The organism is Nonomuraea sp. NPDC051941 (genome assembly GCF_044593615.1).
The window spans coordinates 1-19982 of record NZ_JBIUCF010000079.1; the positions used below are offsets into that span (position 1 = coordinate 1).

General features: G+C 69.7%; 17 protein-coding genes. 10 read left to right on the plus strand and 7 right to left on the minus strand.

Features of this window, described 5'->3' with window-relative positions; all coding sequences use genetic code 11:
- From ACIHFD_RS62890 to ACIHFD_RS62905, 4 genes are all read right to left on the minus strand, one after another.
- A partial coding sequence (locus ACIHFD_RS62890; protein ID WP_397375111.1) for a hypothetical protein occupies positions 1–204 on the minus strand: 204 nt, incomplete at its 3' end.
- Positions 158–1042 carry a sugar phosphate isomerase/epimerase family protein gene (locus tag ACIHFD_RS62895; protein ID WP_397375112.1) on the minus strand — a complete coding sequence of 295 codons (885 nt, stop codon included), beginning with the start codon at positions 1040–1042 and terminating at the stop codon, positions 158–160. The genes ACIHFD_RS62895 and ACIHFD_RS62890, both read right to left, overlap by 47 nt.
- Positions 1012–1857 carry an SCO3242 family prenyltransferase gene (locus tag ACIHFD_RS62900; RefSeq protein WP_397375113.1) on the minus strand — a complete coding sequence of 282 codons (846 nt, stop codon included), beginning with the start codon at positions 1855–1857 and terminating at the stop codon, positions 1012–1014. Before ACIHFD_RS62900 ends, ACIHFD_RS62895 begins: the two co-directional genes overlap by 31 nt.
- On the minus strand, positions 1854–2993 hold the full coding sequence (locus tag ACIHFD_RS62905; protein ID WP_397375114.1) for an inositol-3-phosphate synthase: 1140 nt from the start codon (positions 2991–2993) through the stop codon (positions 1854–1856). The genes ACIHFD_RS62900 and ACIHFD_RS62905 overlap by 4 nt, the downstream gene beginning before the upstream one ends.
- A gap of 391 nt (positions 2994–3384) precedes the next feature.
- Here ACIHFD_RS62905 and ACIHFD_RS62910 point away from each other — a divergent pair, with 391 nt between their 5' ends.
- From ACIHFD_RS62910 to ACIHFD_RS62945, 8 genes are all read left to right on the plus strand, one after another.
- Entirely contained in the window at positions 3385–4374 is a 990-nt protein-coding gene (locus ACIHFD_RS62910; protein ID WP_397375115.1) for a multicopper oxidase domain-containing protein, read from the plus strand.
- 143 nt (positions 4375–4517) lie between these two features.
- Positions 4518–8456, plus strand: coding sequence for a ThuA domain-containing protein (locus tag ACIHFD_RS62915; RefSeq protein WP_397375116.1), 3939 nt, complete (start codon positions 4518–4520; stop codon positions 8454–8456).
- Between the two features lie 91 nt (positions 8457–8547).
- On the plus strand, positions 8548–10206 hold the full coding sequence (locus ACIHFD_RS62920; RefSeq protein ID WP_397375117.1) for an OmpL47-type beta-barrel domain-containing protein: 1659 nt from the start codon (positions 8548–8550) through the stop codon (positions 10204–10206).
- A 419-nt stretch (positions 10207–10625) separates the two neighbouring features.
- Positions 10626–10802 (plus strand): hypothetical protein, encoded by a 177-nt coding sequence (locus ACIHFD_RS62925; protein ID WP_397375118.1) that lies wholly within the window; start codon positions 10626–10628, stop codon positions 10800–10802.
- A gap of 86 nt (positions 10803–10888) precedes the next feature.
- Complete coding sequence (locus ACIHFD_RS62930; protein WP_397375119.1) at positions 10889–11548, plus strand: DsbA family protein; 660 nt, start codon at positions 10889–10891, stop codon at positions 11546–11548.
- A gap of 269 nt (positions 11549–11817) precedes the next feature.
- Entirely contained in the window at positions 11818–12414 is a 597-nt protein-coding gene (locus ACIHFD_RS62935; protein WP_397375120.1) for an RNA polymerase sigma factor, read from the plus strand.
- Complete coding sequence (locus ACIHFD_RS62940; protein ID WP_397375121.1) at positions 12411–13313, plus strand: CU044_5270 family protein; 903 nt, start codon at positions 12411–12413, stop codon at positions 13311–13313. Before ACIHFD_RS62935 ends, ACIHFD_RS62940 begins: the two co-directional genes overlap by 4 nt.
- Positions 13310–16471: a S8 family serine peptidase gene (locus ACIHFD_RS62945; protein WP_397375122.1), complete on the plus strand. Its 3162-nt coding sequence runs from the start codon at positions 13310–13312 to the stop codon at positions 16469–16471. Before ACIHFD_RS62940 ends, ACIHFD_RS62945 begins: the two co-directional genes overlap by 4 nt.
- 219 nt (positions 16472–16690) lie before the next feature.
- On the opposite strand, the gene ACIHFD_RS62950 is transcribed toward ACIHFD_RS62945, so the two are convergent.
- A complete protein-coding gene (locus ACIHFD_RS62950) occupies positions 16691–17704 on the minus strand; it encodes a zinc-binding alcohol dehydrogenase family protein (RefSeq protein WP_397375123.1) in 1014 nt (337 codons plus the stop codon).
- 80 nt (positions 17705–17784) lie between these two features.
- Between ACIHFD_RS62950 and ACIHFD_RS62955 the strand changes: the two genes are divergently transcribed.
- Complete coding sequence (locus ACIHFD_RS62955) at positions 17785–18414, plus strand: CGNR zinc finger domain-containing protein (protein ID WP_397375124.1); 630 nt, start codon at positions 17785–17787, stop codon at positions 18412–18414.
- A gap of 33 nt (positions 18415–18447) precedes the next feature.
- Here ACIHFD_RS62955 and ACIHFD_RS62960 read toward each other — a convergent pair whose 3' ends face one another.
- A complete protein-coding gene (locus ACIHFD_RS62960) occupies positions 18448–19344 on the minus strand; it encodes a hypothetical protein (RefSeq protein WP_397375125.1) in 897 nt (298 codons plus the stop codon).
- 94 nt (positions 19345–19438) lie between these two features.
- Entirely contained in the window at positions 19439–19627 is a 189-nt protein-coding gene (locus ACIHFD_RS62965) for a hypothetical protein (protein ID WP_397375126.1), read from the minus strand.
- A 10-nt stretch (positions 19628–19637) separates the two neighbouring features.
- Here ACIHFD_RS62965 and ACIHFD_RS62970 point away from each other — a divergent pair, with 10 nt between their 5' ends.
- Positions 19638–19970: a DoxX family protein gene (locus ACIHFD_RS62970; protein WP_397375127.1), complete on the plus strand. Its 333-nt coding sequence runs from the start codon at positions 19638–19640 to the stop codon at positions 19968–19970.
- Positions 19971–19982: the final 12 nt, after the last annotated feature.

The following is a 19982-nucleotide window of genomic DNA, read 5'->3' on the forward strand; positions in this document are numbered from 1 at the left end:
CGCGGACAGGATGGCCAGCCGCTCGCCGGTGTCGCCGCGCTCGTACAGGTTGCGGATCACCGCGTGGTGACCGTGCAGCGCGCCGAGCAGCGCGCTCCGGGCGGTGGGGCCGCCCCGCCGTTCGGCCTGCGGGAAGAGCAGGTGGATCGCGTCCGGGTCAGACTCGACCCGCCGTACGGCCTCTGTCTGCCACTCGTCCCTCATGTGCCCTCCTCAGGAACTCGATCGATCGGCGGGCGACCTGCGGGGCCGCGTGGCCGTGCCGGGCCAGCTCCACGGCCACGAGACCGGAGTAGCCGTGCAGAGCGGCGAGCACCGGGACGAAGTCGATCTCACCCTCGCCGAACTCCAGGTGCTCGTGGACTCCCCGGCGCATGTCCTCGATCTGCACGTGCACGGTGTACGGCAGCGCCCGCCGGACGCAGGCCGGCAGATCGTCCCGCTCCACGCAGTGGCAGTGCCCGATGTCGAGGGTGAGGCCGAACCGGGGATGGTCGCCGAGCATCCGGCGCAGCCGCTCGAAGCCGTCCAGGTCGGCCACGAGCATCCCGGGTTCCGGCTCGAACCCCAGGGTGACGCCGGTCCTGTCCGCCTCGTCGAGGAGCCGCTCGCACTGGTCGGCCAGCCGTGCGTACGCCTCCTCCTCCGTCATGCCGTCAGGTTTGACCCCGCTCCACAGATGGACCACCGGGGCGCCCAGATCGGCGGCGATCCGCATGGCCGTCGTCAGGAACTCCGCCCTCCGGCCCGCGTCGTCGCTGATGAGGGTCGGATGATGCTTGCGCCACGGGTCCAGGGTGTAGCGCCCGCCCGTCTCGACGACGGCCGCGAGGCCGAGGCGTTCGAGGAGTCCGGCGATCCTCGACACCTCCGCGGCCAGGCCGGGGGCATAGGGGTCGAGATGGCCGCGGTCGAGCGTGATCGCCGCGCCGGTGTACCCGAGATCGGCCAGGACCGCGAGCGCCTCGGCGAGCCGGTGGTCGCCGAAACCGTTGGTGCAGTAGGCCCACTTCATGACGTGGCCATCCGGGACGAGAGCCATCTGCCCAGGGGCAGCGAGCACAGCAGCGCGCCCGCCGCCCCGAACCGCCCGTTCCCGGCGAGCGCCGCCGCCTGGAGCGGGATCAGGGCGAGGATGCTCAGCCGGACGGCGTGCCGCACGTTCTCGGGATCGGGGTGGGCCCGTAACCCGGCCTGGACCGGGAGGGTCGAGGCGAGATAGCCGGCGATGAGGACACCGGCGCCCGCCCGGGCGGCGGCTCCCCTGCGCAAGCTGGCCGCGGCCGCCAGACCGGCCGCCGCGGTGGTGGCGGCGAGGGCACGCTCGGCCGTCCCGGGCACCGCCCCCGCCACCTCGGCCCGGCCGAGGATGCTGATCCCGTACGTGTGCGCGCCGACCGCCAGCGCCATCGGCACGGCGGCTCTCCCGTCCGCGCCGGCGCCCAGGAGCACGTCCAGGGCGCGGCAGGCGGCCATCGAGGCGGGGCCCGCCGCCGTCCGTTTGAGGCCGAGGTCGTAGGCCCACACCGCGCCGGCCAGCAGGCCGGCGACGGTGAGGCCGCGGCGTCCGCCGGTGACGGCGGCGGCGGCCAGGCCGGCACCGGTGAGGGCGGCGGCGACCCCGAGTGCGGCGCCCGGGCGGACCCGGCCTGACGGGATCGGGCGCTCGGGCCGCTCGATGGCGTCGGCCTCGCGGTCTGCCCAGTCGTTGAGCGCCATGCCCGACCAGTACATGAGCACCGAAGCCACGGCCAGCCCCGGGTTCGGGCTCCGTCCCGCGGCGACCGCACCCGCCATGGTGTCGCCGGGCACCGACAGTGCGGCCGGTGCGCGGACCAGCTCCAGCAGCGCCCTCATGACAGCTCCTCGGCGAAGGCGAGCAGGCGGGCGTACTGGGCGGCCAGGGCGTGTTCGCCGGTGCCCAAGGGGTTCTTGAAGAAGTAGCCGAGCTCGGGGAGCATCCCGCTGCGTCCCTTCTCATGCGCACGGGCGACCAGCCGGGCCAGGTCCAGGACGAGGGGGGCCGCCAGCGCCGAATCGCAGCCCTGCCAGGTGAACTGCAGCGCCATCCGCACGCCGAGGAATCCCTCGAAGGTCACGTGGTCCCAGGCGGTCTTCCACTCTCCCAGGTCAGCAACGTAGTCGATGTGCGTCCGCCCCTCGACCGGCTCTCCCACGACCCCGGCGACGACCTGGTCCTTGGAGAGCTCCTTGCTGGACCTGGCGGCCGGATCGGCGAGCGTCGCCCCGTCTCCGCCGCCGAGCAGGTTGAGCCCTGACCAGGAGCGCACCCGTAACGCCCGATCGGCGAACATGGGCGCGAGCGCGCTCTTGACCAGGGTCTCGCCGGTCTTCCCATCGCGTCCCGCGTACGGCACGCCCCGCCGGGCGGCGAGTTCCGCCAGCGCCGGCAGGGTCGGCCCGGTGGAGGGCGTGAACTCCACATAGCCGCACCCGGCCTGGAACGCCGCGTAGGCGTACAGCGAACTCGGCGGCAGGACGTCGTCCCCCGTCGCAAGCCGCTCCTCGAGATCGGCCAGCCTCTCGAACTCAGGACGCGGGCCGACGGGAGGCTCGGTCGACGACACGTTGATGACGACCACTCTGGCCAGGCCGTGCCGGGCGCGGAAGTCGGCGATGTCCCCGCTCAGGCGGGCCGCGGCCGCGGCCTGCCCGCCGTCGCCGCGGACGTGGCCGCGCCGGATCTCGGCGTCGGCGGCGTCCAGGTCCGCGGCGATCAGCCGTGGCAGGTCCGGCGGGATCACCCCCGCCCTGCTCAGCTGTTCGGCGCGTTTGCGTAAAGAGACCTCGCTGATGTCGTGGCCGCCGAACACCAGGCCGGCGAACGGGACGAGCCTCGCGGGAAAGCCCGGGGACTCGGTCACGCATCCCTGCGGGGGCGCGAGCCCTGCCCTGATCGCCGCGGCGCCGGCGGTCGCGGTCGTCGCCGCGGATCCCCGTGCCCCAATGAGCCACACCCCGACCTTGTCCATGCAAGCTCCTACGTGTCGGGCTCCATGCCGGACGAGAAATACGTCCGATATGTCACTAGCCGCGATGCTAAGAGCGACTTTTACCGATGGTCAAGCAGAAGATGACGGGCACACGTCCTATCGCGGCGATGATCGGATGCGAGCGACGCACCCAGCGGGCCGCCCTGCAGAGGAGCACGCCGACCTTTGGCCAGATTTTGGCGAAAGTCTTGACATTTGGCCAAAAAAGGCGCGTACTTCCATCGGCGGTCACCCTAACTACCACCCTCGACTCTCTGTGATTCCCACTCTTACACGCTCGCTCCCGAACCACACGAGCAGCCGCACCCAGCCCTCACGCGAGTGGGGCGCCGTCACCGATTGGGGAACCATGACCGAGGTAGGCAGAGGCATGGCGAAAAGCCTGTTCTCCCGGCGTGCCTTCACCGCCTCCGCGGCGTTCGCCGCGGTCGCACCGTTAGTGGCATCCAGCCAGGCCGAAGCAACGATCGACAAGCCCGCGGACAAGCCCGGCAAGGGCAACGTCCGCCGCATGACCCTCTACGCCGAGCGACTGCCGGACGGCCGGCTGGGCTACGGCCTGGAGCCCGGCAAGCCCACGATCCCCGGCCCTCTCCTCGAAATGGTCGAGGGCGACACCCTCGAGATCGAGATGGTCAACAACCTCGACGTGCCGGCCAGCCTGCACGTGCACGGGGTCGACTACGACGCGGCCAGCGACGGCACCCGACTGAACGACAGCGTGGTGGAACCGGGCGGCCGGCGTACCTACACCTGGCGCACCCACGCCCCCGGTCGGCGCCCGGGCGGCAGCATCGAGCCCGGCAGCGCCGGCTACTGGCATTACCACGACCACGTCGTGGGAACCGATCATGGCACAGGGGGGATCCGGCAGGGGCTCTACGGGCCGCTGGTGGTCCGTCGTAGGGGCGACATCAGGCCCGACAAGCAGTTCACCGTCGTCTTCAACGACATGTCGATCAACAACCAGCCGGCCCACCAAGCACCCGAGTTCGTCGCGAAGCTCGGCGAGCGGGTGGAGTGGATCGTGATCACGCACGGCGAGTTCTACCACACGTTCCACATCCATGGACACCGCTGGGCCGACAACCGCACCGGCCTGCTGGAACACCCGCAGGACCAGAGCCGGATCATCGACACCAAGATCACCGGACCGGCCGAGTCGTTCGGCTTCCAGGTGATCGCCGGGGAACGCGTCGGCCCGGGAGCGTGGATGTACCACTGCCACGTCCAGAGCCACTCCGACATGGGGATGGCCGGGATCTTCACGGTCACCGACGCGGACGGGAACGTCCCCGATCACTCGGGTGACGGCCACGCGGGCCCCACGACGAGCCCCACCACGGGCGCGCATCACTGACGCGGCCCAGGACCCGGCCGCGGCAGAACCCTCAGCTCTTCCCCAGCAGGTCCCGAATCACCCTCAACCCGAAGGAGCGAACGATGGGCCGAAAAGCCCTCTTACCGCCCCGACCAACCGCTTGGCGCCGCTTACTGATCACGATGTCGAGCGCCGTCCTGATCCTCGGGCTGGCGACCCCCGCCGCCGTACCCGCCCAGGCACAGGCCGCCGCCCCGAAACCGCCGGAACACGGCCCCGGAAAGGGCCCTGTCAGCGTGCTGGTCTTCCACGGCCCCGCCGACAAGCAGGACGACCCGGTCAAGCAGGCCACGGCGGCGATCAAGGAACTGGGCGGGAAGAACGGCTTCTCCGTCGACGCCTCGCAGGATCCGGCGGTCTTCACCACCGACAACCTGGCGCGCTACCGCGGCGTGGTGTTCCTGTCCGCCAAGGGCGCGGAGCTGAACGACGGCCAGCTGGCCGCCTTCCAGGCGTACATCAGGAACGGCGGCGGGTTCGTCGGAGTCCACGACGCCGCGCGCGCCCAGGCGGACTCGGCCTGGTTCACCGAACTGATCGGCACCCGCCCCGCCGGCGCCCTGCCCCCTCCGGAGAAGGTGGTGGAGAGCGCCGCCAGCGCTGAGAACCCGCCGAACGAGACGAAGGACAAGCTGTTCGACGGGAGCAACGACACCAAGTGGCTGGCCCGGACGCCGACCGGATGGGTCCAGGGGAAGCTCGAGAAGCCGGTCGCGATCGCGCACTACGCGTTGACGTCCGCCAACGACTTCCCCGGGCGTGACCCGAAGGACTGGGCCCTACAAGGCTCCCAGAACGGAACGGACTGGACCGACCTCGACAAGCGGAGCGGGGAGAGCTTCTCCCAGCGGTTCCAGACCAAGGAATACACGTTCGCCAACAGCACGGCGTACCAGTACTACCGGCTCAACATCACCGCGAACAGCGGCGAGCCCCTGATCCAGCTCGCCGAGCTGCGGCTGTTCGGCCCCACCGCCGGAGAGCCCCCGGAGAGCAAGCCGCAGGAGGCCGTCGTCGACCTCGTCGACCGCCAGCACCCGGCGAACAAGGGACTGCCCTTCACCGTGAAGCGCACCGACACGTGGATGAACTGGAGCCCCAACCCGCTGGGCAAGGTCCACACGGTCGCGCAGGTCGGCGAGCACACGTACGACCAGGGCCTGAACGGCAACGGCGCGTTCCATCCGATCTCGTGGTGCCGCGACTACGACGGTGGCCGGTCGTTCTACACCGGCATGGGCGGCACCAAGGCCGGCTACACCGGCGACGAGCAGTTCCAGAGCCACCTCGGCGGCGCCATCCGGTGGGCGGCCGGCCTGGTGCGCGGTGACTGCCAGGCGACGATCGCCTCGAACTACACCGTCGAACGGCTGACCGCGCAGAACAAGCAGGGCCAGCTCGACCAGATCGGCGAGCCCCACGGTCTGACCATCGCCCCGGACGGCAAGGTCTTCTACATCGGCAAGGCGGCCTGCACGACCGGCCCGATCGCCGACTGGAACGACCCCAAGGTCGGCCTCGGCTGCGGCACCATCCACCAGTGGGACCCGAAGACCAAGCAGGTCAAGCTCCTGACCACGCTCGCCGTCATGGGCAACCGCGGCAGCGGCGACGAACTGGTCAAGAACGAGGAAGGCCTGATCGGCATCACGCTCGACCCCAAGTTCGAGCAGAACGGCTGGGTCTACGTCTACTGGATGCCGCACGAGTCGATCGACAGGGACAAGCGGATCGGCAAGCGGACGGTCTCCCGGCTCACCTACGACGCCGCCAACCAGACCATGGACCAGGCCACCCGCAAGGACCTGCTGCAGTGGGACACCCAGATCCACAGCTGCTGCCACGCGGGTGGCGGCATGGCCTTCGACAAGGACGGCAACCTCTACGTCGGCAGCGGTGACAGCAACTCCTCCGGCGGCTCGGGCGGCTACTCCGGCAACAACTGGACCGCGGACTACAAGGGCGTCTCGTTCCAGGACGCCCGCCGTACCGCGGGCAACACCAACGACCTCAACGGCAAGATCCTCCGTATCCACCCGGAGCCCGACGGCACCTACACCATCCCCAAGGGCAACCTGTTCACCGGCAAGGAGGAGGGCGGCGGCAAGACCCGCCCGGAGATCTGGGTGATGGGCGTCCGCAACATCGCGCGCATCGCCTGGGACAACGTGAACAACTGGCTGACCGCCGGATGGGTCGGTCCCGACGCCGGCGGCCCCAGCGAGACCTGGGGTCCCGCCAAGTACGAGACCGCGACGATCCTCAGGTCCGCCGGCAACCAGGGCTGGCCGTACTGCATGGGCGACAAGCAGCCCTACCGTGACCGCAGCAACGCCGACGCCACCCAGCCCGCCGACTGGTACGACTGCGACCACCTGAAGAACACCTCACCGCGCAACACCGGCCTCGTCGACATCCCGCCGGCGCGCTCCAACATGATCTGGTACTCGCCGCAGGGCGGCGGCCCCGTCTACCCGAAGCGGAACGACGGCAGCGGCCTGCCCACGTACAAGCCGGGCGAGGAGACCCTGACCATTCCCTACCTCAAGGGCGGCGGCCAGGCGGTCATGTCGGGGCCGACCTACCATCGCTCCCAGGTCGACACCGACAGCGGTGTGGCGTGGCCGGCGTACTGGGAGAACAAGTGGTTCATCGGTGACGAGTCCAACGGCAACAACCGCGTCGCCGTGACCGTCGACCCGAAGACCGTGCCCGAGGCGGGCCGGCCCGTGTTCGGCGAGGACCTGCGCCAGATCATCCCGGGCGGCGGCGGCAACACCCAGATGCAGTCGTGGATGGACGCCAAGTTCGGGCCGGACGGCGCGCTCTACATGCTCGACTACGCCGGCGGGTTCTTCAGCCTCCACCCCAACCAGAAGCTGATCCGCGTCGCCTACAAGGGTGGTCCGGCGACGCCGAACCCGAGCTTGGCCGTGGCGCGTCCCGTCCGGCAGAGCGACCCCAGGACGATGGCGTTCTCCAGCACGAAGGCCGGCGGCGTGTCGTGGGAGTGGGACTTCGGCGACGGCGGCAGGCCGTCGAAGGAGGCGAACCCCACGCACTCCTACAAGGACTTCGGCACCTACAAGGCGACGCTGAAGGTCACCTACGCCGACGGCACGACGGCCACCGGCACGATCGACGTCAAGGTCGAATGCACCGCCCCCGACGCCCGGCCGACGGTCCGGCTGCTCGACACCGACACCGGCGTGGCCAACCGCGTGGCCGGCGGCGGCTGCACGCTGAACGACCTGATCGACGACGAGCGCGACTGGAAGAACCACGGCGAGTTCATGAGCCACCTCAACGACGTGGTGAACAAGGCCCGCAAGGACGGCGTCATCGACGACCGCGAGGCGTCCGCACTCAAGAAGGCGGCCGCCGAGTCCCAGATCGGCAAGACGAACGGATACGAGACCCTTTTCGACGGGACGGCGCAGTCGCTCCAGGGGTGGACTCAGGCCCCGTCGGGACAGTTCAACCTGCAGCCGGACGGCACGATCCGCGCTTCCGGCGGTCTCGGAATGCTGTGGTACTCCAAGAAGGCGTACGCCGACTTCTCGCTGAGGCTGCAGTTCCGTGACGTCGCGCCCGACGCGCTCCGCGCCAACAGCGGGGTCTTCGTACGGTTCCCCGACCCGAGAACGCCGCTGGAGCAACGTCCGGCGGGAAGCTGCGGAACGACCGGCTCGGCCCGTACGTCGCCCGCCTGGGTCGCGATCTTCTGCGGTCACGAGATCCAGATCTACGACGGCGACACGGGCGAGCCGCAAAAGACCGGCTCCGTCTACAACTTCGCCGCCACGGGCCTGGACAAGGCTGGGGTCACCCCGAAGGGCACGTGGAACGACTACGAGGTCCGGGTGGTCGGGCAGCACTACACGATCACCCGCAACGGCAAGGTGATCAACGAGTTCGACAACACGCCGGGCAAGACGTCGTCCCGCGCCGGCGACCCGCCCACGGACCTGCGCCAGTTCATCAGCGGGTTCGTCGGGTTGCAGAACCACAGCAACAACGACGCGATCGAATTCCGCAACATCCGGGTGCGCGAACTCTAGGCCGGTCCATCGGCCGGGTGCCGGGCCGGGGCGCCTGCCCCGCCCGGCACCCCACCCCAGCCGCGCAGACTTTGAGAGGTGCATCGATCCCATGCATGTCCGATTGATCCATGCCTTACGCAGGACGTTCAAAGCCGCTGCCACTGCGCCGGGCCTGGCCGTGGTGCTGCTGGCCGTGGGGCTTCCCGCGCTCTTCCTGTCATCGGTCCAGGCCGGCGCGCCCCCCATGCGGCTGACGGCCCAGGCGGACCAGGTGCTCACCTGGAACGCCGACAACAGCATGACCGCGTACAAGTCGACGCCGGACACCGCCACCGCGGGGCCCACCACCATCGTCTTCGAGAACAGTGCGGCGACCGGCAACACCACCGGCATGACGCACACCCTGACCTTCGACGTCTCCACCCCCGGCTACAATCACGACGTCAGCCTCAACATCATCGCCAGCCCCTTCGACGCGAACGGCGGCCGGCACCAGGCGCAGGTGAACCTCACCCCGGGCAAGTACCGCTTCTTCTGCGCGATTCCCGGACACGGCCAGATGGTCGGCGAGCTGGTGGTCACCGACGGCGGCGGCACGGACACCACCGCGCCGCAGGTGTCGGCTCAGGTGGCGGGCGACCGGAACGACGACGGCGACTACATCGGCTCCGCGACCGTCACCCTCACGGCTACCGACACCGAGTCGGGGGTGGAAACGGTGGAGTACGCGCTCGACGGCGGGGCATTCACGGCGTACTCGGCTCCGGTGACGGTCAACGAAGTGGGTGCGCACACTGTGCGTTACCGCGCCACCGACAAGGCCGGCAACACCTCCGAGCCGGGCACGACGACGTTCACCGTGGTGGCCCCTCCAGGCCAGGACACCACTCCCCCGCAGGTGACCGCCCAGGTGGCGGGCGATCGGAACGACGACGGCAACTACATCGGCTCCGCGACCGTCACCCTCACGGCGACCGACGCCGGGTCCGGGGTCGACAAGGTGGAGTACTCCCTCGACGGCCAGCCGTACGCGGTGTACGCGCAGCCCCTCCCCGTCACCCAGCCGGGCGCCCACACCGTGGCCTACCGGGGCACCGACAAGGCGGGCAACACCTCCGACCCGGGCACGACGACGTTCACGGTGGTGGCGGAGCAGGAGAAGGACACCACTCCCCCGCAGGTGACCGCCCAGGTGACCGGTGACCGGAACGACGACGGCGACTACATCGGCTCCGCGACCGTGACCCTCACGGCGACCGACACCCAGTCCGGGGTCGACACGGTGGAGCACTCCCTGGACAACGGCGCCTTCACCGCGTACTCGGCTCCGGTGTCGGTCAACCGGGCAGGCGCGCACACCGTGCGCTACCGGGCCACCGACAAGGCCGGCAACACCTCGCCGGTAGGCTCGGTGACGTTCACCGTGGCGGCTCCTCCGGGAGAGGACACCACTGCGCCGCAGGTGACGGCGCAGATCACCGGCAACATGGACTGGGCCTGGAACTACGTGGGCTCCGCCACGGTGACGCTCACCGCGACCGACGCCGGGTCCGGGGTCGGCACGGTGGAGTACTCCCTCGACGGCCAGCCGTACGCGGTGTACGCGAAGCCGCTCGCCGTCAGCCAGCCGGGCGCCCACACCGTGACCTACCGTGCCACCGACAAGGCCGGCAACACCTCGGCTGTCGGCACGGCCAGGTTCATGCTGGTCAAGTCCACACCGGGCGCGGGATGCCCGAAGCCGGGCAAGGGCTGCAAGGACACGTGACCCCAGCCGGCGGGCGGCCTCCCTCTTGAACGCCGCCCGCCGGTCTCGGCGCGTATCCCTCACAGACCGCCCTCTCAGACCGAGAGGCCGGGCTGGAGCAGGCGAACGGTCGGCCACGCAGCTCGGTGATACTCGTTGATCAGTCCAGCACCGCCACTGGCAGCCCTGGAAGCAGGCGCCGGCAGCGGCTCAGTCACCCGGGCCCCCGAGGCAGCCGCCTGGACATCGTCGAAGCCAACCCCCGCTTCGCCACCTCATCGCTGCGTTGTGTTTCCGGAAGTCACTCCCGGAGGCTGCTTCCGGCCGGAAGTAGAGCAGGGTCGGTACGCCTCCGCACGGGCGGTTGACCTCAACTGCGGTTGAGATTGCACGATGACGGCCGGGGCGTCGCCCCACATCCGACCGTGAGGAGTATGTCCGTGAGCACGGATTCCGGTTTCTATTCCATCATCGACCACACCGTTGATGGCTTTGACGCGCAGCGTGAGCTGGTGGAGGCGTTCGCGGAGATCCAGGAGCGGTGGGTGCGTTTCTATCCCGGCTACCGCTCGGCCCGCTTCGAGATCGGACCCGGGCCGCAGCGCCTCGATGCCTGATCGCCCGATCCCTCCCGGCGGGCGGCTGCACGCCGCCGGGTGGGCCGAACTCGCTCCATCAACCACGATCACCGTGCGGGACGCTCATGAAGCTTGAGATATACGCCGATGTGCTGTGCCCCTGGTGCTACATCGGCAAAAGACGCCTGACGGCCGCCTTGGCCCAGCACACCGGCCGCGACAGCATCGAGATCATCTGGCGCGGCTACGAACTCGCACCGGACGAAGGCCGAACCCCCGGCCCGACCGCCGCAGAGGCCATGGCCGGCTGGTGGGGCGAGCAGGCGCCCGCCCGCATCGCCCGGATCCGGTCGCTGGGCGCGGCCGAAGGCCTGGAGCTGAACCTGCATCTGGCCCGCCCGGTGAACACCTTCGACGCGCACCGGCTGGTCAAGCTCGCCGCTGACCGCGGCCGGGCCGACCAGACGCTGGAGCTGCTGCTGCACGCGTACCACACCGAAGGGCTCAACGTGGCCGACCTGCAGGTCCTGCGGCGCCTGGGCGGCGAGGCCGGGCTGAACGCCGGAGAGGTGCGCGCCGTCCTGGACGGCGACGACTACGCCGACGAGGTCCACGCCGACCGGCGCCGCGCGACCGAGCACGGCGTCACCGGCGTGCCCAGCCTGGTGATCGACGGCCGCCCGCCGGTCTCCGGAGTCCTGCCCGTCGCCGATCTCCAAGCGCTCCTGCGGTACGACCCGACCGGCTCAGACGGCCTCCCGATCAAGCCCGACCAGCCACGCTGACGGACGATCCGGTCACGCTGGATCGGCTCACCGCAGTCACGGCGTCCAACGGCCCGTGGGCCCGCGACCGGCCACACCCGGCGGGCCCGCCTTATGGTCCCCGATGCCAGTGCCTGATCCGGACCGCCACCCGGTGCTGATGTGCGGTGGGGCGGTGGGTGCTGGGAGGGCGATTGGGGGTGGTGGGAAGAAGAAGTGGGCCTGCGGCGAAGGATGGGTGAATGCAATGATCACCATCCGGAAGGCACACTCATGACGGAGACGGGCACGTGACCGCCGACGTGGGCGAGCAGGTGACCGACGCCGACCTCGTCGCCGGTTATCGGCGGAACCCCGAGCTGTTCACCGCCGTGCATGACCGCTATTTCCGCGACATCTACCTGTACGTGGCGGGCCGCCTGGACACGCAGGTGGCCGAGGACATCGCGGCGGAGACGTTCCTGCTGGCGTTCGATCGGCGGGATCGGTTCGACCCGGAGCAGGGGGGATTACGGCCTTGGCTGTTCGGGTTCGCCACGAACCTGGTGGCCAGGCATCGCCGTAAGGAGGCCCGCCGCTACAAGGCGCTGGCCCGGCTGGACCCCGCGCCGGTCGTGGAAGGGCACGAGAACCGGGTCGTCGCTTCGGTGTCCGCCCAGCGCATGCAGCCACAGCTGGCCATGGCGCTCGCCTCGCTGAACGGTGGCGAGCGTGACGTGCTGCTGCTCCTGGCGCTGGGAGGGCTGAGCTACGACGAGATCGCCCAGGCGCTCGGCATCTCCATCGGCACGGTGGGTTCGCGGCTCAGCCGGGCCCGCGCCAAGATCCACGCCCGGATCGACGGCGCCCTTATCGACAGCGCACTCAAAGGCAAGGAGACCCCATGAATGACCTGGAGGAAGTGGCCAGCCTGCTGGCCAAGCCGGAGCCGTCCGAGGAGGTGGCCGCGCGCAGCCGAAGCAGGCTCCAGCACAGGACGCGGGGCCACAAGACGCTGGGCCGGGGGCGCGTCAGGTGGTTCGTACCGGGCGTGGCGCTGGTCGCCGCCGGGGCGGCCGCCGCGGTCGTGATCGCTACGGGGGCGGTCACGAACGGCGGCGCACCGGCGCAGGTGATCGCCGCGGCTCCGGTCTCGGGCAAGGAGGTCCTGCTCATGGCTGCCGTCAGCGCGGAACGTATGCCGCAAAGCTCCGGGACCTACTGGCACGTCACCGCCACGTGGTCACAGAGTGACATTCCCCCCATGGAGAGCTGGACCTCGCGCGACGGCAAGCGCTGGACGAGGAACGGGCCGGGCGACCCTCCGGGCGACGTCGTACCGACCCCGGTCTCGCTCGCGCTCAAGGGCGCCGACGTGAGCTTCGCCGACCTCGAGAAGCTGCCGACGGATCCGGAGGCGCTGAAGGCGTGGATCGTCCAGCGCAAGGGCAACCCGAACGACATGTCCGCGTCCGAGATCCAGGGCGACCCCACCCTCACCCTGCTCGCGCTGATCACGGAGCTACCCGTGCCCGCGGAGGTCCGTTCCGCGGCGTTCCGGGCGCTCGCCGCGACGCCGGGAGTCGAGAACAGGGGCGCGGTCGAAGGCGGCCAGGCGCTGCGGATGCCCGACCCCGACGGCAAAGAGAAGCCGATCGAGCTGGTCGTCGATCCCGAGAGCGCCCGGGTCGTCCGTGCCAACCTCCTCCTCGCCGGTGACGGAGGCGTGGCGCTGACCGACGGGTACATCGCCGTGACCACCGACTGGACGGACGAGCTCCCCGAGACGCCGAAGGGCCGCCCGTGACCAGAGGCGAGGCATTACTCGCCGCCGTCCTGGTGACGGCGGCGACCACGGCCGCGACGCCGGCCCCCACCCAGCAACCCGCTGGGCAAGCGACCCGGCAGCCCACCCAGCGGCCGGACAGCGTGACCCTGATCACCGGTGACCGCGTCACGGTCACCGGCCAGAGGTATCGCGTGCAGCCCGGTCCCGGCCGTGAGGTCTCCTTCACGCGGCAGGTCCGGGAAGGCCATCTGTACGTGATCCCGTCCGACGCCCTGCCGCTGCTCGCCCAGGACGTACTGGACCGGCGCCTGTTCGACGTCACCCAGCTCCTCCAGTGGCGCTACGGCGACGCCGACACCTCCGACATCCCCGTCATTTCGCAGGGGTTCACCAGCTCCCAGGGTCAGGTACGGCGGCTGTCCGCCCTCGGCATGAGCGCGGCCCGCCTGCCCAAGGCGAACGCCGCCCGGACCTGGCACGACCTCACCCGAGCCCGCACTCTGACGGCCGGCCGTACAAAACTCTGGCTGGACGGCCGCAAGGAGTTCACGCTGGACGAGAGCGTCAAGCAGATCGGCGCTCCGCATGCGTGGGAGCAGGGCTTCACGGGCAAGGGCGTCACGGTCGCGGTCCTGGACTCGGGGTACGACCCCGACCATCCGGACCTGAAGGGCGCGGTCGCCCAGGAACGGAACTTCACCACCGACCCCGACATCCGCGACGAGAACGGCCACGGCACCCATGTCGCCTCGATCGTGGCGAGCCGCGATGAGAAGTACCGCGGGGTGGCGCCGGAGGCGAACCTGGCCATCGGGAAGGTGGGCGGCCGGAGCGGCATGACGGACTCGACCATCCTGGCCGGCATGGAATGGGCCGCCACCGAGGTCAAGGCCAAGGTGGTGAACATGAGCCTCGGCGCCCCCGACGGCCCCGACCTGGACCCGGTGGAACAGGCGGTGAACACGCTGTCGGAGCGTACGGGCACGCTGTTCGTCGTGGCGGCGGGCAACGACCGGCCCATGGTCTTCACTCCGGGCAGCGCCGACGCGGCGCTCACTGTGGGTGCGGTGGACAAGCAGGGCCGGCTCGCCGACTTCTCCGGTTCGGGCCCGCGAGCGGGCGACCACGCGATCAAACCCGACGTCACCGCGCCTGGCGTGGGCATCGTGGCCGCCGTTCCCGGGGGCGGTCACGAGTCGAAGGACGGCACCTCGATGGCCGCCCCCCACGTGGCGGGGGCGGCGGCGATCCTGGCCCAGCGCCATCCCGACTGGACGGGCGCGCGTCTCAAGGCCGCGCTGATCGGCAGCGCCGCGCCGGTCCAGGGGGCGACGCTCTATCGGCAGGGCGCCGGGCTGATCGACCTGGTACGCGTGCTGCGCCAGGACGTCGTGGCCCAGCAGGCCAACGTGTGGGCGGCGTTCCCGTACAACGGCTCGGACGAGCGTACGGCGACCAGGACGATCACGTACGCCAACGCCGGCGAGACCCCCGTCACCCTGGCCCTGGAGGCGGACGGTGAGACGCTGAAGCTGCCGATCGGCCAGATCACGGTCCCGGCCGGGAGCGAGGCGTCGCTCACGCTCACGATCGACGCCGCGGGGAAGGCGCCCGGCGACTATCCGGGCACGGTGACCGCCAGGTCGGGCGAGACCGTGATCCGCACGCTGGCCGGCGCGTACGTCGAGCCGGAGTCGTACGACGTCACCGTCAACGTCATCGGCAGGCAGGGCACCCCGGTCGACCCCTCGATCTGCGAGATCTACGACGCGAGGACCGGGACCATCCACGCCCTGTTCTTCCAGAACGGCGCGGCCAAGGCCCGGCTGCCCAAGGGCGACTGGAACGTCTACGCCTACATGTACGAGAAGATCGACGGCAGGACCGTCGTGACGATGTCCGACAGCCCGCTGAGGGTGGACGGCGACCAGCGGTTCACGGTGGACGCGCGTCAGGGTCGTCCGGTCAAGATCACAGTGGACGATCCGAGCGCGGAGCTCCAGCCGGGGTTCGACGAGGAAGTGGTGCACGGGGCCTGGAGCAACGGCGGAAGCCAGAGCCGGATAGACGCCAACAGCCAGCTCTTCGTCGTCCCGAGTTCCCAGGCCGGGCTGACGTACTCGCTGAGGACCACCTGGCTGAGCAAGGACCAGGCGCCCAGCCCGTACGTCTACGATCTCGTCGACCGGCGTACCGGCGGCCTTCCCGAGGATCCTTCGCGCGCCTTCAGGCAGCGGGACCTGGCCAAGGTGACCGCGACCTACCGGGGTTCGGGGGAGTCGGGCAGGCCTATGATCGGGCTGAGCTCCCGTTACTCGCCCGGCTCGACCCTCAGCGATCCGGTCGGCGAGATCCCGCTGCCGGGGACGCTGGTCCAGTACCTGACGCCCGGGCTGGCGTACGAGAGCGGGCTCCAGGTCGGCGACGCGCTGATGTTCGGCGGAAGCAGACTGGCGAAGCGCGGTGAGAGCCGCAGCGAGGTCTGGAACGCCGCGGTCGTCGGGCCGTCGTTCCTGCTGCCGGCCGGTACGCGTACCGGCGACGAGCTGGTCTTCGCGGGGACGGGAATGTTCGCGGACGGGTTCGAGCGCAGGACGGGCTCGGACACCGCCGCCACCGGCACCGCCACGCTGACCAGGGACGGGGCGGAGGTGGCGCGGGCGGAGTTGTCCACCTGCGACGCCTTCGATCCGGGACGGTGTGAGCTGCGGGCCGCCTTGACCGCCGGGACGGGCGCGTACACGCTCACCGCGTCGATGCGGCGGTCGTCGTCGGCGCTGTCCACGGCGCTGTCCACGGCGGTGGAGTCGGTGTGGACGTTCCGCTCCGGGACCACCGCGAAGGAGCAGGCGCTGCCGCTGATGGCGGTCCGTTTCCGGCCCGAGGGCCTGGACGACGCCAACCGCGCCGCCGGCGGGAGCGTGACCCGGCTGCCGCTGTGGATCGAGCGCGACCCCGGCTCCGGGCCGGCGGACGTACGGTCGCTCCGGCTGGAGATGTCCGCCGATGACGGGGCTCACTGGCGGGCGGTTCCGGTGGTCCGGAAGGGGTCCGGCTGGACGGCAGCGGTGCCGAACCCCCGTACCGCCGGGTTCGTCTCCCTCCGAGCAGTCGCGACCGACATGTCGGGCAGCGCGGTGACCCAGACCATCACCCGCGCGTACGCCGTGCGCTGATCGGCTGACGCCTGGCGACAGGGAGACCTGTCCCCAGGCGTCAGCCCAGGTCGCGGTCTCCTCGCGCCCGCATGGACCGCCGGGTCAAGCGTGCTCACGGGCGCCGCCGAGATCGCCCGGCTTGCGATGGCACTCACTCAAGTACAGGGCCGTTGAAAGCGTCTCCCCAGCTTGGGCCGTACGGCGCGGGCCCGTCCTCATCGGTGGAGCAGCGGCTTGTCAGCCAGGCAGCCCGTGGCCATCGCCGGTGCCGAGCATGACCTTGCCGCGGTTGGCGCGGGACTCCAAGCGCCGGTGTGCTCCCGCTGCGTCCTGCAGGGCGAAGACGGAATCCACCGGCACGCGCAACTCGCCGCCGGCCACCTTCGCGATCAACTGCTCGAGGTCGGCACGCGGGTCGTATCCGAGCTCGACGAGGTTGGCGGACTGGTAGCCGTGGATGCTCACGTTCTTCGGATAGAAGTCGCGTGTGTCGATCACGCTCGGCGCCAGGGCGACGTTGGCCAAGGCCACGACCCGCCCGCCCGGCGCGGCGGCTTTGAGGCTCAGCGGGAAGACGTCGCCGCCGACCGTGTCGAGCACCACCTCGGCCCCGCGTCCGCCTGTCAAGGCTTTGACGTGGCCGAGGAGGTCGTCGCCGGACAACTGCCGGGAGTCGAGCACCTCGTGCGCGCCGAGCTCGGCGACCCACATGGTCTTCTCCTTGGTGCCGGCCGCCGCGATCACCCGCGCCCCGGCCGCCGCGGCGATCTGCACCGCCGCACTCCCCACGCCACTGGCCGCCGCGTGGATCAGCACCGTCTGACCGGGTTGGATCTGTCCGAGGGTGGTGAGGCAGTACCAGGCTGTCAGCCATGCGACCGGCAGCGCCGCCGCGTGGAACGGATCTACGCCGTCCGGCAGCGCCAGCACCCGCTCGGTCGAGACCCCGGCCTGCTCGGCGTAGAAACCAGGTGCGTTGGGCTCCCCCCTCATCAGGACCTTCTGCCCGACGCGGAAGCCGTGCGTGGCTTCGCCCAAGGCGCTGATCGTCCCGGCCGCCTCCAGGCCGAGGATCACGGGCGGCGGGTCGGCCCGGTGGTAACGACCCGATCGGAGGAGCGCGTCGGCCCGGTTCACTCCTACGGCTTCGATCTGGACCAGCACCTGGCCGGGGCCGGGTGACGGATCGGGCACCTCGACGACGTTGAGGACTTCCGGACCTCCGAATGCCTGCACCACTACAGCGCGCATGACCCTCCTTCGTGACACCGTTTGAACAGGTGTCAGCCTGCAACACTGGTTCAACTGGTGTCAACTGGTAGGGTGCTGCCATGAACCCGCGAACGTCCGAGGCCGAGCCGCTGCCCGCCTTCGTCTTCGTCGGCGGCCGACCGTGCCTGGACCTGGTGGACACGCTCGGCAAGCGCGGCACACTCGACATCGAGCGCCTGCCCACACCCGAGCGCCTCGGCAGGTGGCTGCGCGAGGTCGGTCTCGCCAACAAGCCACCACGAGTCTCCGAGGACGAGCTGGACCAGGCCCGCGAACTGCGCGAGGCCGTCTACCGGCTGGTGCGCTGCGTGCTCGACGGGACGCGACCGGACCGGCACGCGCTGGCGGTGATCAACCGGATGGCAGCCGTCGCCGATCTTGCGCCGCGACTGGAGGTCGCCACCGCTTCAGGGACGAGCCCTCTCACCGCGCGATGGCCGACCCCCACGCCGGTCGACGCGGCGCTGTCCACCCTCGCGCGGGACGGGATCGACCTGCTCAGCGGGCCTCTTGCCGCGAGGGTGAAAGAGTGCGAGAGCCCTGACTGCACGCTGGTGTTCCTCGACGACTCACAGGCGCGCCGCCGTCGCTGGTGTTCGATGGACCGCTGCGGCAACCTTGCCAAGATCGCCAAGTACCGCTCGCGCGGGCGCGACGCCACCTCGTCCGATGGTGCGGCCGATCGATAAGCGGGTGCCACTGGGGCACGCCATTTCTCTGAACTAATCAGAAGTCGATGCCGAGCCGGTGTCGCGAATCAGACTCTCGGTCAATCTGCGTCCTCGCATCAAGAACCCGCCCAATGCAACATTGAACTCCTCAAGCGCCCTCTCCCATTCTTTGAGGCTCCGTCTGGCCTCGTCGCGAAGCCTGGCGTCGCGGAAAAGGAGGCCGGCGTTGCCCCTTACACCCAGATCCTTGTACCAGTAAATCGCCCCGACGACCAGCCTTATTGCGAGGTTCTGCTGTGCAGTCGCCACCTGGCAAATTGGCGACAGCCTCTCCAGGACTCCCTGCGCGGCCTGGAGACGCTTGGCCGCCTCGTCAAGGGTCTTCACGTCTTCGTCCAGATCCCACAGAATGCGAACACGCCGGAATTCCAGCATTACTTGGCTTCCGAGATACTCGCACTCGAAGCGGACTTTATTCACACACGACATCACATGGTCCAAATCTTCGTGGTACCCCACCACAAGATCCCAAAGCTCCACTGCGGGGCTGTCCTCGTATCGCGCCAGGTCCCAGATACGTGAGGTATTGCGTACCCTCTGCAGGGCCAGTCGGGACATCGAGTCGTTGAGCATTCTGCTGGCCGTGGTACGTTCCAGGCGCTCAGCCTGGCGGCGGGTGATGTTCTGCAGAAACAGCAGGGCTATGGGAACCGCGAAGAAGAAGGCAGTGATACTGGTGATGAGGTTGGTGAGGAAGGGGAAGCTCGCCCACATCCTCGTCACATCTCCGAAGACGCCCAGGACGACGAGGGCAATCCCAGCTGCCCACATCAGCATGACGCCTCGTTTGAGGTGAGAACCGGCGTCAGTCCAAGAGTCACCGCAGAAGCGTGCGAAGCCGCCGACCACGTCAAGCAGACGTTCGCGATTTCCGGTGCTGTTCTGCATCGGCGTCTCCAAGCGGGAGGTGTTCCCCACCATGAGGATCATCTTGTCTACTACGATCGCAACGAGTCGAACGGCAGGCCTGGTTCCACGGCTGTCAGGAAGAGACGGCGGTATCCGGGAAGGCGGGCATGCCGAGGTTGATGGTAGTTCCCCGGCTGGCTCTTTCACCGAACTTGTCTTCGGCACCGATGAGGCTGACACGAAGGCCTTCGATCTCGCTGGTTGCCGCGATAGCGCAGGTCATTTGTGCTGTGTGGATCTTTGGAGCGCCACTGATGAGCACCGTCGTTGTCGTGTTGTCGATCCTGCTCGGTCTGCTGTTCCTCGGGACCGGCGGCGTCAAGGTGCTGAGTCTGCCGCAGTCGCTGGCGATCCGCGATCATCTCGGACTCCGGCCGAGGTTGTGGCAATTGATCGGCGTGTGCGAGTCAGCCGGGGGTCTGGGGCTGCTCGCCGGGCTCGCGGTGCCGTTGCTCGGCGTGGCCGCGTCGATCGGACTGGTCATGTTGATGGCCGGTGCAGTCATCAGCCGGATCCGGGTGTCCGACTCGGCGGCGACGATATCCGTCGATGTCCTGGTGCTGGCGTTGGTGGTGGTTCTCGTGGTCGTACGCGCGTCGGCGTGACGGGGAATGCGG